The sequence below is a fragment of the Sandarakinorhabdus oryzae genome (assembly GCF_009733735.1).
Classification (GTDB): Bacteria; Pseudomonadota; Alphaproteobacteria; order Sphingomonadales; family Sphingomonadaceae; genus Sandarakinorhabdus; species Sandarakinorhabdus oryzae.
Genome location: NZ_WNJP01000076.1, coordinates 1 through 13120, shown reverse-complemented (window position 1 = coordinate 13120; position 13120 = coordinate 1). Strand labels below are relative to the sequence as shown.

17 protein-coding genes and 1 pseudogene are annotated in these 13120 nt (G+C 67.3%); 11 read left to right on the top strand and 7 right to left on the bottom strand.

The window, feature by feature from the left end; genetic code table 11:
* From GJ693_RS09045 to GJ693_RS09035, 3 genes and pseudogenes are all read left to right on the top strand, one after another.
* Positions 1 to 433 (top strand): annotated as a pseudogene (locus GJ693_RS09045) (DNA polymerase III subunit gamma/tau); the annotation flags it as partial.
* Positions 434 to 441: 8 nt separating this feature from the next.
* Entirely contained in the window at positions 442 to 768 is a 327-nt protein-coding gene (locus tag GJ693_RS09040; protein ID WP_156255982.1) for a YbaB/EbfC family nucleoid-associated protein, read from the top strand.
* Positions 769 to 790: 22 nt separating this feature from the next.
* The gene (locus tag GJ693_RS09035; protein ID WP_156255981.1) at positions 791 to 1888 is read left to right on the top strand and encodes a zinc-binding dehydrogenase; all 1098 of its coding nucleotides are present in this window, start codon (positions 791 to 793) and stop codon (positions 1886 to 1888) included.
* Between the two features lie 59 nt (positions 1889 to 1947).
* Here GJ693_RS09035 and mtgA read toward each other — a convergent pair whose 3' ends face one another.
* The 3 genes from mtgA to GJ693_RS09020 are packed head-to-tail and all read right to left on the bottom strand — an operon-like array spanning position 1948 to position 4574.
* Positions 1948 to 2640, bottom strand: coding sequence for a monofunctional biosynthetic peptidoglycan transglycosylase (gene mtgA, locus GJ693_RS09030; RefSeq protein ID WP_156255980.1), 693 nt, complete (start codon positions 2638 to 2640; stop codon positions 1948 to 1950).
* Between the two features lie 51 nt (positions 2641 to 2691).
* A complete protein-coding gene (gene rpoH / locus GJ693_RS09025; protein WP_156255979.1) occupies positions 2692 to 3606 on the bottom strand; it encodes an RNA polymerase sigma factor RpoH in 915 nt (304 codons plus the stop codon).
* An 11-nt stretch (positions 3607 to 3617) separates the two neighbouring features.
* Positions 3618 to 4574, bottom strand: a complete 957-nt coding sequence (locus GJ693_RS09020) for an RluA family pseudouridine synthase (RefSeq protein ID WP_156255978.1) — start codon at positions 4572 to 4574, stop codon at positions 3618 to 3620.
* 320 nt (positions 4575 to 4894) lie between these two features.
* On the opposite strand from GJ693_RS09020, the gene GJ693_RS09015 reads away from it, so the two are divergent.
* The 7 genes from GJ693_RS09015 (at position 4895) to GJ693_RS08985 (ending at position 9054) form a co-directional block, all read left to right on the top strand.
* Positions 4895 to 5263: a M67 family metallopeptidase gene (locus tag GJ693_RS09015; RefSeq protein WP_235902765.1), complete on the top strand. Its 369-nt coding sequence runs from the start codon at positions 4895 to 4897 to the stop codon at positions 5261 to 5263.
* Positions 5260 to 5517, top strand: coding sequence for a cold-shock protein (locus tag GJ693_RS09010; RefSeq protein WP_328598827.1), 258 nt, complete (start codon positions 5260 to 5262; stop codon positions 5515 to 5517). Before GJ693_RS09015 ends, GJ693_RS09010 begins: the two co-directional genes overlap by 4 nt.
* Positions 5518 to 6054: a hypothetical protein gene (locus GJ693_RS09005; protein ID WP_156255976.1), complete on the top strand. Its 537-nt coding sequence runs from the start codon at positions 5518 to 5520 to the stop codon at positions 6052 to 6054. It abuts the gene before it with no gap.
* A 419-nt stretch (positions 6055 to 6473) separates the two neighbouring features.
* Positions 6474 to 6974, top strand: a complete 501-nt coding sequence (locus GJ693_RS16860; protein WP_197042077.1) for a phasin family protein — start codon at positions 6474 to 6476, stop codon at positions 6972 to 6974.
* Between the two features lie 175 nt (positions 6975 to 7149).
* Positions 7150 to 7518, top strand: coding sequence for an ATP-dependent Clp protease adapter ClpS (clpS, locus tag GJ693_RS08995; protein ID WP_408014555.1), 369 nt, complete (start codon positions 7150 to 7152; stop codon positions 7516 to 7518).
* Positions 7519 to 7573: 55 nt separating this feature from the next.
* Positions 7574 to 8266, top strand: coding sequence for an SDR family NAD(P)-dependent oxidoreductase (locus GJ693_RS08990; RefSeq protein WP_156255974.1), 693 nt, complete (start codon positions 7574 to 7576; stop codon positions 8264 to 8266).
* Positions 8267 to 8349: 83 nt separating this feature from the next.
* The gene (locus tag GJ693_RS08985; protein ID WP_156255973.1) at positions 8350 to 9054 is read left to right on the top strand and encodes a pirin family protein; all 705 of its coding nucleotides are present in this window, start codon (positions 8350 to 8352) and stop codon (positions 9052 to 9054) included.
* On the opposite strand, the gene GJ693_RS08980 is transcribed toward GJ693_RS08985, so the two are convergent.
* The gene (locus GJ693_RS08980; protein ID WP_156255972.1) at positions 9051 to 10433 is read right to left on the bottom strand and encodes a cryptochrome/photolyase family protein; all 1383 of its coding nucleotides are present in this window, start codon (positions 10431 to 10433) and stop codon (positions 9051 to 9053) included. The genes GJ693_RS08985 and GJ693_RS08980 overlap by 4 nt on opposite strands.
* Positions 10434 to 10507: 74 nt before the next feature.
* Between GJ693_RS08980 and GJ693_RS08975 the strand changes: the two genes are divergently transcribed.
* Positions 10508 to 11383 carry a D-amino-acid transaminase gene (locus GJ693_RS08975; RefSeq protein WP_156255971.1) on the top strand — a complete coding sequence of 292 codons (876 nt, stop codon included), beginning with the start codon at positions 10508 to 10510 and terminating at the stop codon, positions 11381 to 11383.
* Between the two features lie 20 nt (positions 11384 to 11403).
* Here the strand turns inward: GJ693_RS08975 and GJ693_RS08970 are convergent, their stop codons facing one another.
* Genes GJ693_RS08970 through GJ693_RS08960 form a run of 3 tightly spaced genes read right to left on the bottom strand, consistent with a single transcriptional unit; the run spans position 11404 to position 12970 of the window.
* Positions 11404 to 11928, bottom strand: a complete 525-nt coding sequence (locus GJ693_RS08970; RefSeq protein ID WP_156255970.1) for a periplasmic heavy metal sensor — start codon at positions 11926 to 11928, stop codon at positions 11404 to 11406.
* Positions 11925 to 12395 (bottom strand): hypothetical protein, encoded by a 471-nt coding sequence (locus tag GJ693_RS08965; RefSeq protein ID WP_156255969.1) that lies wholly within the window; start codon positions 12393 to 12395, stop codon positions 11925 to 11927. The genes GJ693_RS08970 and GJ693_RS08965 overlap by 4 nt, the downstream gene beginning before the upstream one ends.
* Positions 12392 to 12970, bottom strand: coding sequence for an RNA polymerase sigma factor (locus tag GJ693_RS08960; RefSeq protein WP_207789957.1), 579 nt, complete (start codon positions 12968 to 12970; stop codon positions 12392 to 12394). The genes GJ693_RS08965 and GJ693_RS08960 overlap by 4 nt, the downstream gene beginning before the upstream one ends.
* Between the last annotated feature and the right edge of the window lie 150 nt (positions 12971 to 13120).

Here is a 13120-nt window from a genome sequence, read left to right as displayed (position 1 = left end):
GGCCCCTGCTCCATCAGGCGCGCCTGCCGCGGCCCTGCCCGCCGCCCCGCCCGTGAGCGCGCCGCCGGCCGGCGAAATGCCGGCCAGTTTCGAGGCCATGGTCGCGCTGTTCCGCCGCCAGAGCGAGGCGCGGCTGGCGCATCACCTGACCGACGATGTGCGGCTGGTCACATGGTCCCCGCCGCGGCTGGTGCTGGCCGCGAATGGCCTGCCCAAGGATGTGCCGGTCGGCATTGCCCGCTGTCTCGACGAATGGACCGGCCAGAAATGGCAGATCGAGTGGCAGACCGACGGCGGCGAGCCGACGCTGCGCGAGGCCGAACTGGCCCGGCTGGCGGCGCTGGAAGAACAGATGCGCGCTGATCCCACCGTCGCCGCCCTGCTCACCGCCTTTCCGGAGGCCGAACTTTCCCCCCTCAAACAAAGCGCCTGAGACGAACCATGCCCAGCCTTGAAGAATTGATGAACGCCGCCCGCAACGTGCAGGAACAGATGGCCCGCGCCCAGGCCCAGCTCGACCAGATCGAGGTGGAAGGCGCCTCGGGCGGCGGCCTGGTCAAGGTGCGCGCCACTGCCCGCGGCGCGGTGCGTGGGCTCAGCATCGATCCATCGCTGATGACGCCCGACAGCCGCGAAATGCTGGAAGACCTGATCGTGGCGGCCTTCAATGACGCCAAGGCCAAGGCCGATCAGGCCGGCAGCGCCGAGATGGGCAAATTGACCCAAGGCATGCAATTGCCGCCGGGCTTCAAGCTGCCGGATTTCTGATTTCAACCTGAGGATACGACCCATGCGCCAGCTTCAATCGACCATCACCGCTGCCGGTGAACTCATCCTGGCGCTGGCAGAGGTGCCGGAACCGGAGGCCGGGGCCGGCGAGATCAAGATCCGCATCGAGGCGGCGCCGATCAACCCGTCCGACATCGGGCTGCTCACGGGCGCGGCCGACATGACGACTGTGCGCGGCGAGCCGGGCGCGATCCGCGCCGCGGTGCCGCCGGCGATGATGCGGGCGATGGCAGCGCGCGTCGATCAGGCGATGCCGTGCGGCAACGAAGGCGCGGGCACCGTGGTTGCCGCCGGCGCCGGTGCCGAGCATCTGCTGGGCAAGAAGGTCGCCATCATCGGCGGCGCGACCTATGCCGAGTATCGCGTCGTGAAGGCGGAGGAAGCGCTGGTGCTGCCCGACGGCGCCACCGCCGAACAGGGCGCCTCCTGCTTCGTCAACCCGCTGACCGCGCTGGGCTTTGTCGAGACGATGCGGGCCGAAGGCCACAGCGCCATTGTCCACACCGCCGCGGCCTCCAACCTGGGCCAGATGCTGGTGAAGATCTGCAAGGCCGATGGCGTGCCGCTGGTCAACATCGTGCGCTCGGCCGAGCAGGCTGCCATCCTGAAAGGCATTGGCGCCACCCACGTGATCGATTCGACGGCGCCTGACTTCATGGCGCAACTCATTGCCGCCTGCACCGAAACCGGCGCCACCCTGGCTTTTGATGCCATCGGTGGTGGTCAGCTCGCCGGGCAGATCCTCACCGCCATGGAAGCCGCCATCAACGCCCGCGCTGGCGGCTACAGCCGCTATGGCTCGGAAGTGCTGAAGCAGGTCTATATCTATGGCGGGCTCGACATGAGCCCGACGACGTTCGGGCGCGGTTTCGGCATGGCCTGGTCGATGGGCGGCTGGCTGCTGTTCCCGCGGATGCGCACGTTCGGCCCCGGCACCTATGCCCGGCTGAAACAGCGCGTCGCCGATGAACTGACCACCACCTTTGCCAGCCATTACAGCCACAAGGTCAGCCTGGAAGGCATGCTGGAGCCCGAGGCGGTGGCCGGCTGGTATCGCCGGGCGACGGGGCAGAAATATCTGGTCGTGCCGACGACCTGACCCTCACCCCGCTCGCACCAAGGGGTGCGAGCCGACCCTCTCCCTACATGGGAGAGGGTTCACTTCCACAGGCAGGCGTCGATCCCCTCGTCGGCCACCACGGCCACCCGCTTCTCGATGCGCCGGGCATAGCGGCGCACGGTTTTCGACGGCTTGGAAACGCTGCGCTTGATCGGCTGCGGCAGGATGGCGGTCAGCCGCGCCGCCTGTTTGGGGCTGAGCTTGTCCACCGTGGTGCCGAAATAATGCTGCGAAGCCGATGCCATGCCATAAATCCCCGGCCCCATCTCGACCACGTTCAGATAGATTTCCATGATCCGCGCCTTGCCCCAGCCGATCTCGATCAGGGCGGTGAACCAGGCTTCCAGGCCTTTCCTGAGATAGGAACGTTCCGGCCACAGGAAGACATTCTTGGCCGCCTGCTGGCTGATGGTGGAGCCGCCGCGCAGTTTCTTGCCCTGGTAATTGGCGCGGGCGGCGGCCTTCATGGCCTCCCAATCAAAGCCGCCGTGGTAGCAGAAATTGGCATCCTCCGCCCCGATCACGGCCCGCGGCAGGGCGCGTGACATGGCGGTCAGCGGCACCCAGGTGTGCTGGACCGCCTTGCCGTCGAGGGAGTCGCGCGCCATCATCCAGGTCATCGGCACCGGCAGCAGGCGATAGGCCAGCACCCACACCATGCTGGCCACGATGAACAGGCCGAGCAGCGAGAAGAACCAACGGGTCAGCAGCCCCAGCGCGCGTGCGATCATGCGCGCATCTGGCGCGGGGAACCGCCCCGCGTCAATGCGTTGGACGTGCGATTACACCTGTTCGGGCAAGAGGCGCTGTTCGGTGGCCGCTTCCTGCATGGCCTTGGCCAGCTTTTCGAAGGCGCGCACCTCGATCTGGCGCACACGCTCGCGGCTGATGCCATAGCGCTGGGAGAGTTCCTCCAGCGTTTCCGGCTCGTCGATCAGGCGGCGCTGGGTGAGGATGTCGCGCTCGCGCTCGTTGAGCGTCGCCATCGCCTGTACCAGCAGCGTGTGGCGCTGGTCGCGCTCCTCGCTGTCGGCCAGCAGCTCGTCGGCCAGCGGGCCATCATCGGCCAGCCAGTCCTGCCACTCGCCTTCGCCTTCCTCGCGCAGCGGGCTGTTCAGGCTGGCATCGCCGCCATGGCCCATGCGCCGGTTCATCGAGACGACTTCGTCTTCGGCGACGCCCAAAGTGGTGGCGATGTGCTCAACCTGTTCGGGCCGCAGGTCGCCATCCTCGACGGCGCCGATCTTGCCCTTGATGCGCCGCAGGTTGAAGAACAGCTTCTTCTGGGCGGCGGTGGTGCCGATCTTCACCAGGCTCCACGACCGCAGGATATATTCTTGGATCGCCGCCTTGATCCACCACATCGCATAGGTGGCCAGCCGGAAGCCCTTTTCGGCATCAAATTTGCGCACACCCTGCATCAGGCCGATATTGCCCTCGGCAATCAGCTCGTTCACCGGCAAGCCATAGCCGCGATAGCCCATGGCGATGCGGGCGACGAGGCGCAGGTGGCTGGTCACCAGCTTGGTGGCGGCTTCCGGGTCCTGATGCTCCTGCCAGCGCTTGGCCAGCATATATTCCTGCTCCGGGCTGAGCAGCGGGAACTTGCGGATTTCGGCCAGATAGCGGTTCAATCCGGCCTCTGATCCGAGCGCCGGGATGCTCGTCTGCTTGACGACGGGCAGGTTCGAACTCATCGCTTCACTCCTCACTCGGTCCCTGAAAGGCGACCGATCAACGCCACCATATCGGCTGGCAGGGCGCTTTCGAAAGAAAGCTTTTCTTGGGTCACGGGATGCACGAACCCCAGTGTGGCGGCGTGCAGGGCCTGGCGATCAAAGCCCAGGCCCTTGAGCACGGGGGCCAGCTTGCCGGGGGTGCGTCCGTACACGGCATCGCCCAATAGGGCATGGCCGATGGACGCCATGTGAACGCGGATCTGGTGGGTGCGCCCCGTCTCCAGCCGGCACTCCACCTGGGCTGCCTGGTCGAACGCCGTCACGGTGCGAAAATGCGTCACCGCATGCTTGCCGCGGCCATCCTTCACGATTGCCATCTTCTGGCGGTTGGTCGTGCTGCGGGCGAGCGCGCCTTCGATGCGGCCGGCCGGCGGCACCGGCACGCCGGCGACGACGGCGGTATAGCGGCGATCGACATCATGGCGGGCGAACTGCGCGGCCAGGCCTTCATGGGCCTTGTCGGTCTTGGCGACGACCAGCAGCCCGGACGTGTCCTTGTCGATACGGTGAACGATGCCCGGCCGTGCCACCCCGCCAATGCCCGACAGCCGCCCGGCACAATGGTGCAGCAGCGCGTTGACCATGGTGCCATCATAATTGCCGGCCGCCGGATGCACGACCAGGCCGGCCGGCTTGTCCACCACCAGCAGATGATCATCCTCGAAGACGATGCTGAGCGGGATGTCCTGCGCCACCGTGTCGGACGGGCGGGCTTCCGGCACGTCGAGGCTGAGCGCTTCGCCGCCCTTCATCTTGGTCGCCGGGTCCCAGATCACGCCGGCCGGGCCCGTCAGGCGCCCGCCCTGCACGAGAGTCTTCAGGCGCTCACGGCTGTAGAGCGGCACGGCCTCGGCCAGCGCCTTGTCCAGACGCTGCCCCGCTGCCGTGGCCGGCAGGGTGATGATTATCGACTCTTTGGGCCCCATGGCCTAGGGCCTGAAATCGGGGTTGAACAGGGTCGTCACGGCGCCAGGAAGGCCGAGAGAAGTGAGTGAGTGCAGCCAGATAGCAGCGCTATCTGGCAATCGAACGAGCGCGCTATCGGCCTTCCTGGCGCCGCCCGAAGGGTGGTCAGGAGCAGCGATATGGCGTCGTTGCGGTCGCTCGCCGGGGGGCGAAGCCCCGCCAGCGCGCCCGCGCCTAGCCATATCGCTGCTCCTGACCATGCCGACCCTGTTCAACCCCGATTTCAGGCCCTAAGCATGTCGGCATGAAGTTGCAGATATCAAGCGGGGATCGGCAGTTTTTGCTGGATACGGCAAGCGCCACCCCGGACGTGGAGGTGTGCGGGCTGCTGCTGGGGACGGGAGGCCGGGTGGAACGCCTGGTGCCAGCCCGCAATGTCGCGCATGATCCAGCCCGCAGTTTCGAGATTGATCCGGCCACGCTGCTGGCCACCCATCGCGAGGCGCGTGGGACTGGCCTGGCCGTGATCGGCCACTGGCACAGCCATCCCAACGGCCGCGCCGAGCCTTCCGCGCGCGACGCCGCGCGCGCCACCGAAAATGGCCAGATCTGGCTGATCATCGCCGCCGGCGACATGACCGCCTGGGCCCCGCACAGCAGCGGCGGCGGCCCAGCGCATTTCCATCCCGTCGCCATCGAGGTGGCATGATGGCCACTGGGCTGGTGAAATGGTTTGACGGCAAGAAAGGTTATGGGTTCATTACGCCCGACTTGGGGCCGCGGGATGTGTTCGTGCATGTGAGTGCCGTCAACGCCGCTGGACTGGCGAAATTGCAGCCAGGCCAGCGATTGGACTTTGAACTGGCGCAGGATGGCGATGGCCGCCTGATCGCGCTGGGCCTGACGTTGCGCGACGAAGACGATGGCGGACCCGCCGAACCTGCCGATCCGGGAGCGAACTGAATGAGTGACCTCAGCCCCTTTGTCGTGCGTTGGCTGTGCCACGACCTCGCCACCCCGATCGCCAGCGTGATGACGGCGAGCGAGCTGCTCGACAATGACAAGGCCGATGCCGAGATCAACGATCTCATCCAGTCCGGCGCCAAGCGGCTGACGGGCCGCTTGCGGCTGGTGCGCCTGGCGCTGGGTGCTGGCGAAAATGCCATGGCAGGCGCCGCGCTGGGCAAGCTGGTGATCGCCGGGCTGGACGGCACGCCGGTCGATTGGGCCTTCCACACCGATGCAGCCGACGGCATGGCACCGCTGGTCGCCGGCTGCGCCATGCTGGTGGCCGATCTTAACCGCATGCGCGGCATCCGGGTGGACGAACAGGGGGTAGAGGTGGCGCAGGGCTGCAACTGGCCCGATTCGGTCGCCGCGGTGTTCGCAGGTGCACCCGCAGCCGACAACCGCAGCGCCGTGGCCCAGATGCTGGTGACGGCAGCGGCCCGGGCCGGCAAGCAGCTTTCCTGTGATAGCAATGGTTTGCGCTGGAGCTGAGCCCCCTGCTGTAGAATTTTGTTGCGCTGCAACATAAAGCCTCTTGAAAGCCGCCGCCGCCGCGCATATGTTGCATTGCAGCAAAGCCGGAGACGACGATGACCGCAAAGACCTCTGCACCCAAGTCCAAGGCCGCACCGGCCAAGGCACGGCGCGTGGCGAAGGCGGCTCCCGCCCCGGCTTTGAAGCAGACTGCTGTTTCCTCGGTCGAGACTTCGGCAGGGCAAGCGGTGGTCACGGCCGCCGAACCGGTTGCTGCCACGCAAGTGGACGCTCCGGTGACGGCGCCGCCCGCCGCCCCGGCGGAGACTGTTGCCCTGGTTGAAGCCGCCCCCGCGGTGGAACCAGCCGCGGTTGCAGACACGAAGCCCAGCGCGCGCATATTTCCCCTTGCCGCCGCACTTTCGAAGGAATTGAACATGGCCACTGCTTTTGAAACCACCCAGGACGCCGTCCGCTCCACCGTCAGCAAGCTGAACACGCAGGCTGAAACCGCCATCAACAACGGCAAGGCCGCGATGGAAAAGGTTGCCGCCAAGTCGAAGGAAGCGGTGGAAGCCAGCATGAAGAATATGGAAGAGCTGACCGAGATCAGCCGCGCCAATGTCGAAGCGCTGATCGCGTCGGCCAAGGCCGCCACTGCCGGTGTCGAGCAGGTGATGACCCACCTGACCGAATCGTCGAAGAAGTCGTTCGAAGACACCACCGCCATGGTGAAGACCCTGGCTTCGGCCAAGACCCCGAACGAGCTGATGCAGCTGCAGAGCGACTTCGCCAAGGCGCAGTTCGACAACGCCGTTGCCGATTACAGCAAGCTGACCGAGATGATGATCAAGCTCGCCGGCGAAGTGATGGAGCCGGTGCAGAACCAGGTTGCCGTCGTGACTGACAAGCTGAAGGCGGCCTTCACCACCAAGTAAGGCGCAGCCCCGGCCCTGCCGGGACAGCCCGAAGCATCAGGGGCGAGCAGCCAGTACGGCGGCTCGCCCCTTTTGCGTGCGACGCTGCCGCGCCGCCATGCCCCTTTTTTCGCGGCGCATTTTTGTTATATAGGGGTGAATTGCTCCCCTTTCGCAGCGGGTTTTCCCCTTGATGATGCCTGGTTTTGCTCAGCGCCAGATTGAACCGCGCCTGACTGATGAAGAGCGCGACGCTGGCGGCGGCGGCCGCACCGGCGTGGGCCTGGCCACCAAGCCCGAAACCAAGACGGCCAAGCCGGCGCTCTACAAGGTGCTGATGCTGAACGACGATTATACCCCGATGGAGTTCGTCGTCCTCACACTGCAGCGCTTCTTCAAGATGAGCATCGAGGACGCGACGCGGGTGATGCTGCACGTGCATCAGCGCGGCGTCGGCGTCTGCGGCATCTTCACCTATGAAGTGGCCGAGACCAAGGTGAACCAGGTCATCGATTTCGCGCGCCAGCACCAGCACCCGCTGCAGTGCACGATGGAGAAGGAATAAGCCTGCGACCTCGCGGGCCCCTGCCCTCACCCCCCGCCCGCGCTAAGGCGGGCGCATGTCCCTCCTCCCCAGTTTCCGGCCCGGCCTGCATGCGTTGATCGTCGGTGCCAGCGGCGGCATTGGCGGCGCCTGCGCCGACCTGCTTGGGGCCGATGGCGCCCAGGTCACCCGCTGGAGCCGTGCCGGCGGCGTTGATCTCACTGACCCGGGCAGCATCGACACCGCAGCCGCCGCACTCACCGCGCCGCCCGATCTGGTGTTCATCGCGACCGGCGTGCTGCACGGGGCTGGCCTCAGCCCGGAAAAGGCCAACAGCCAGCTCTCGGCCGCGGCGCTCGCCCAAGCCTTTGCCGTCAACGCCATCGGCCCGGCGCTCGTTGCCCGTGCCGTGCTGCCGCTGATGGCCAGGGGCCGGAAGACCGTGCTGGCGGCGCTGTCGGCCCGCGTCGGCTCCATTGGCGACAACAGGCTGGGCGGCTGGCACAGCTATCGCGCGTCGAAGGCGGCGCTGAACCAGCTGATCCGCACCATGGCGATCGAGCAGGCGCGGCGAAACCCCGATCAGATCCTGCTGGCGCTGCACCCCGGCACGGTCGATTCCGGCCTGTCAAAGCCGTTCCAGAAGGGCGTGAAAACGCTGTTCTCCCCCGAAGAAAGCGCCCGCCACCTGCTGCACGTCATCGACCACGCGACCCCGGCGCAATCCGGCCTGCTGCTCGATTGGCAGGGGGAGATCATACCCTATTGATATGGCTGCTGCGACGGCCTTGCATCTGGTGCATGGCCCCCGCCTTCCCATATCGGCTGCAACCACAGTTCAGGGGAAACATCATGCCCACCTATCTGCACCGTCTTTCCGAACAGCGCGGCCAGGCCGATCATGGCTGGCTGCGTGCCAAGCACAGCTTCTCGTTCGGCAATTACTATGACCCCAAGATCATGGGCTTCCGTGCGCTGCGCGTGATCAACGAGGACCGCATTGCCGGCGGTGGCGGTTTCCCGACCCACCCCCACGACAATATGGAGATCGTCACTTACATCCTCGATGGCGCGCTGGAGCATCGCGACAGCATCGGCAGCGGCGCCGTGATCCGGCCCGGTGAAGCCCAGCGCATGAGCGCCGGCACCGGCATCCGCCACAGCGAGTTCAACGCCAGCGAGAGCGATCCGGTGCACCTGCTGCAGATCTGGCTGCTGCCCAACCAGCGCGACATCGCGCCGGGCTATGAGCAGAAGACGCTGCCGGCCGTGGCCGAGGGTGAATCGCGCCTGGACATCGTGGCGGCGCCAGACGCGCCCGACAGCGCGGTGACCATCCACAGCGACGCCAGCATCGCCCGCGCCGTGCTGGCGCCGGGCGGTGCGCTCACCGCCCCGATCACCCGCGGCCATGCCTGGGTGCAGGTGGCAAAGGGCAATCTGGTCGTTGATGGCCATGAACTGCGCCAGGGCGATGGCCTGGCCGTCAAGGACATTGGCACGCTGGCGCTGTCGTCGGACGATGGCGCGGAGGCGCTGGTGTTCGATCTCGCTTAGGCCGCCTTCACGGCCGCCCACGCTTGCAGCGCGCGAGCGCGGGCGGCCTCGTGATTGACGATGGGTGCCGGATAATCGCGGCCCAGCTTCACGCCGGCCCGGATCAGCGCCACCCCGGCCTCCCATGGCGCGTGGATGGCGTCATCCGGCAGCTTCGCCAGTTCCGGCACCCAGCGGCGGATATAGCCGGCAGCGGCGAACTTGGCGCTCTGGCCGACCGGCGCAAAGATGCGATTGAAGGGTGATGAATCGACGCCCGATCCCATCACCCACTGCCAGCCTTGCGCGTTGTTGCCATAATCGGCGTCGAGCAACGTGTCCCAGAACCAGCGCTCGCCCAGCCGCCAGTCGATCAGCTGGTGCTTCACCAGGAAGCTGGCCGTGATCATGCGCACCCGGTTGTGCATCCAGCCGGTTTCCCACAGCTGCCGCATGCCGGCATCGACGATGGGGTAGCCGGTCTGGCCCTTGCACCAGGCCTGATAGCCGGCCGGATCATCAAGGAAGGGGAAGCGCGCAAAGGCCTCGCGATTGGGCGCGTCGCCATGATCGGGGAACTGATCGATGATGTTGGCGGAAAAATCCCGCCAGCCCAGTTCGCGCAGCCAGGGCTCGGCCACGCGCTCTCCCACCGCGTCGGCGATGGCGTGCCAGGCGGTGTTGATCGAGATCTCGCCCAGCGCCAGGTGCGGTGACAGGCGGGAGGTGCCCTCCACGCTCGGCAGGTTGCGCGCCTCGTCATAGCGAGCGGCGCGGCGCGCGAAATCAGCCAGCCGCGCCGCCGCGCCGGCCTCGCCCGGCTGCCAGTCGCGGAAGCCACCGGACCAATCGGGTTTGGTGGGCAGCAGGGCCCAACTGGCCAGATCATCGCTGGAAATGGCGCCCACATCGGCCCAGCGCAGATCCGGCACGGGCCGCGGGCGCGGCGGCGGCATCTGTTCCAGCAATTTCCGCCACCACGGCGTAAAGATCCGATAGCGCCCACCGGTGCCGCTGAGCACCGTGGCCGGCGGTGCCAGTGTGGTGCCGTGATGGCGGGTGACGGTGCCGGCTTCGTCCTCCTGCGCCACCGCCCACGGCTCGTGGTGGACCAGCGTGTGCACCTCGGCGCGCAATTCAGCCGCCAGCGCCTTGACGATCGGCCCGGCCCGGCCCCGGCGCAGGATCAGCCGGCCACCGCGCTCGGCAATGCTGCGCGACAGGCTGACCAGGCTGTGATGCAGCCACCAGCGCTGGGCCGCACCCATCTTCCAGGCCCCCGGTGTCTCATCATCCAGCACGAACAGCGCCGCCACCGTTCCACGATCCGCCGCGGCAATCAGGGCGGCGTGATCGGCCAGGCGCAGATCATTGCGGAACCAGGCAAGCTGGGTGGTCATCGTCTCTCTCTCGACAATCGGGCGAGCCTGCCGCTAGACGCTTCTCGACCACACGTCACGGGGAGCGCAACACCATGCCGCAACTGGCCTATGTCAATGGCCACATCCTGCCGCTGGCCGACGCCAGCCTGCATGTGGAGGATCGCGGCACCCAGTTCGGTGACGCCGTCTATGAAGTGTGCGCGGTGATGAACGGGCGCATCCTGGATTGGCAGCAACACCTCGTCCGCTTGCGCCGCAACCTGGGCGAGCTCGGCATCACGCTCGGCATTGCCGATGGCCCGCTTACCCAGCAGGCGCGCCGGCTGATCGCCGCCAATGGCCACAGTGAATGCATCATCTACATGCAGGTCAGCCGAGGCACGGCCAAGCGCGATCATAGCTTTCCGGGCGGCGCACCAGCCAACCTGGTCATGACCGTGCGGCGCTTCGATTTCGCCCAGCGCATCCGCCAGCTCGAAACCGGCATCGCCGTCATCACCCAGCCTGACAACCGCTGGGGCCGTGTCGACATCAAGACAACGGGCCTGCTGCCAAACGTGCTGGCCAAGCAGGCCGCCAAGGAGGCCGGCGCGTTCGAGGCCTGGATGGTTGCCAAGGGAGATGGTGGCGAAACGGTGCGCGAAGGCAGCAGCACCAATGCCTGGATCGTGAAGGACGGCCGCATCATCACCCATCCCACCGGCACCGAAATCCTGCCCGGCATCGCCCGCGACAGCCTGATCCGGCTCGCCCGCGAGGCGCAACTGGCGGTGGAGGAACGCCCCTTCACCCTGGCCGAAGCGCTCGCCGCTGACGAGGCCTTCCTCACCTCCACCACTGCACCGATCCTGCCGGTGGTGCGCATCGACGGGCAGGCCGTGGGCAATGGCCACACCGGCCCGGTGGTCCGGCGGCTGGCGGAGCTCACCTGGAAGGAAGTGGCCCGCCAGACGGGCTGGCGGGCCTAGGTTTCATCGCGGGATCGACATCAGAGTTCAGATTGCGGCGGCGACGTCGGCGCCGGCTGGCCCCGGCGCAAGTCCATGCGCTCGCGCCACTTGCCGCGCCAGCCGTCCATGCGGCTCTGCATGCGCGCCTTCATGGCGCGGCTGTCGGCCACAAAGGCCTTGCGGTCTTCCGGTGACAATTTCTGCAGCGCGGTCAGCATCGCGGCCTGGCGCTGCTGGCGGCTGGCATCGGCAATTGAGCGCTCCTCGTCCATGGCGCGCTTGACGGCGGCAGCATCGAAACGGTCCGATTCCAGCGCGGCCAGCATCTTGTCGCGCGCGGCTTCGATCCGGGCGCGTTCGTCGCGGTGGCCACCGCCGGCCATCATCGCGTCCTGCATTATCTGGCGGCCCGCCTCGCTCATGGAAGGGAACATGCGGGCGCCCATCGCCATGCCCGGGCCATGCGGGCCACCCATCGGGGCGGGCGGCGGTGGGGGCGGCGCCGGCTGGGCAACCGCAGGCGCGGCAATCAGCGCCGCCAGCAGCAGCAACTTGGCATTCATATCAGGTCTTCCTCGGCAGCGGTCGGCGTGAACACATAGGCAAAGCCATCATCGACTTCGCTCGCGCTTGCCCCGGCCGACGGCGAGGCAGCAGCAATTTCCTGAGGCCCGGTATCGGTCATCTGGCCCGACAGGCCCAGCCAGCCGCCCACAGCCACCACCAGCGCCAGGCTGGCGGCCAGCAGGGCCGGGCGCCAACCATTGGCGCGGCGCGGTGCAGCGGCACCGTCCTGCGGCAACGCGAGGATGGTGGCAATATCGATACCGGCACCCTCCAATGGTGCCTTGGCCCAACCGGCGAGCTGCGCATCGAGAGCGCGCGCATCGACCAGGGCGGCGGCAACATCCGCATCCGCTGCGGCCAGCGCCAGCAGGCCAGCGCGCTGGTCGGCGGGCCAACGCGCCGGATCGGCGCCATGGCTGGCAATCAGTTCCAGCGCAATTTCGACAGAGAGGACGGCAGTCACTTCAATGGGCTTTCGTTCATCAGGGTTCGCAATTCATTACGGGCGCGGCCGAGCAATCCCTCGACCGCCTTGGCCGTTGTCTCCATCTGGGCAGCGATGTCGGCCATCGATTGGCCTTCGCCGTGGAAAAGGGCCAGAGCAAGGCGCTGGCGTGGATTGAGCCGGGCCATTGCCGCTTCCAATCGGGCCTGACCATCGGCGCGGATGGCGGCCGCTTCCGGGTCAGGGCTGGAGTCGGCGATCTCGGCGGCGGCCTCCAGCGATTGAACCGGCCGCAGCGCGCGGCGGCGATCGAGGCAGAGATTGACGAGGATACGGCGGAACCAGGCGTCGGCACTGCCGCGCGCCGGATCGAAGCGGGCCCCATGCGTCCACAGCCGGGTGAAGGCCTGCTGACACACGTCTTCGGCGGCGGCCCGGTCCATCAGCGTGCGCAGCGCCAGCGCCAGCGCCGGCCGTTCGAGCAAGCGCACCAATTGGGTGAAGGCGGCACTGTCGCCCTGCGCCACGCGCAGCATCAGCGCCGTCGCCAGGGTGGCGGCGGGTGGAGCGGAGCCGGGCGCGGGCGCATCCATCTTCATCATGCCCCGATACGCGCCGCCTGCGGCATTTCCCCCGTCGCCGCCTGCCAGGCCTGCCAGCTGGCGCTGAGCGCCAGCGCGTGGCGGCGGGCGACATCGGCCGGGTCGGTGGCATAGCCGCCGCCCAGCGTCACCGCCAATGCC

Bases quoted from the DNA above. Each gene is read 5' to 3' on its own strand.
- GJ693_RS09040 (WP_156255982.1), top strand. From the start codon at position 442: ATGCCCAGCCTTGAAGAATTGATGAACGCCGCCCGCAACGTGCAGGAA.
- GJ693_RS09035 (WP_156255981.1), top strand. From the start codon at position 791: ATGCGCCAGCTTCAATCGACCATCACCGCTGCCGGTGAACTCATCCTG.
- mtgA (WP_156255980.1), bottom strand. From the start codon at position 2,640: ATGATCGCACGCGCGCTGGGGCTGCTGACCCGTTGGTTCTTCTCGCTG.
- rpoH (WP_156255979.1), bottom strand. From the start codon at position 3,606: ATGAGTTCGAACCTGCCCGTCGTCAAGCAGACGAGCATCCCGGCGCTC.
- GJ693_RS09020 (WP_156255978.1), bottom strand. From the start codon at position 4,574: ATGGGGCCCAAAGAGTCGATAATCATCACCCTGCCGGCCACGGCAGCG.
- GJ693_RS09010 (WP_328598827.1), top strand. From the start codon at position 5,260: ATGATGGCCACTGGGCTGGTGAAATGGTTTGACGGCAAGAAAGGTTAT.
- GJ693_RS09005 (WP_156255976.1), top strand. From the start codon at position 5,518: ATGAGTGACCTCAGCCCCTTTGTCGTGCGTTGGCTGTGCCACGACCTC.
- GJ693_RS16860 (WP_197042077.1), top strand. From the start codon at position 6,474: ATGGCCACTGCTTTTGAAACCACCCAGGACGCCGTCCGCTCCACCGTC.
- clpS (WP_408014555.1), top strand. From the start codon at position 7,150: ATGCCTGGTTTTGCTCAGCGCCAGATTGAACCGCGCCTGACTGATGAA.
- GJ693_RS08990 (WP_156255974.1), top strand. From the start codon at position 7,574: ATGTCCCTCCTCCCCAGTTTCCGGCCCGGCCTGCATGCGTTGATCGTC.
- GJ693_RS08985 (WP_156255973.1), top strand. From the start codon at position 8,350: ATGCCCACCTATCTGCACCGTCTTTCCGAACAGCGCGGCCAGGCCGAT.
- GJ693_RS08980 (WP_156255972.1), bottom strand. From the start codon at position 10,433: ATGACCACCCAGCTTGCCTGGTTCCGCAATGATCTGCGCCTGGCCGAT.
- GJ693_RS08975 (WP_156255971.1), top strand. From the start codon at position 10,508: ATGCCGCAACTGGCCTATGTCAATGGCCACATCCTGCCGCTGGCCGAC.
- GJ693_RS08970 (WP_156255970.1), bottom strand. From the start codon at position 11,928: ATGAATGCCAAGTTGCTGCTGCTGGCGGCGCTGATTGCCGCGCCTGCG.
- GJ693_RS08960 (WP_207789957.1), bottom strand. From the start codon at position 12,970: ATGGATGCGCCCGCGCCCGGCTCCGCTCCACCCGCCGCCACCCTGGCG.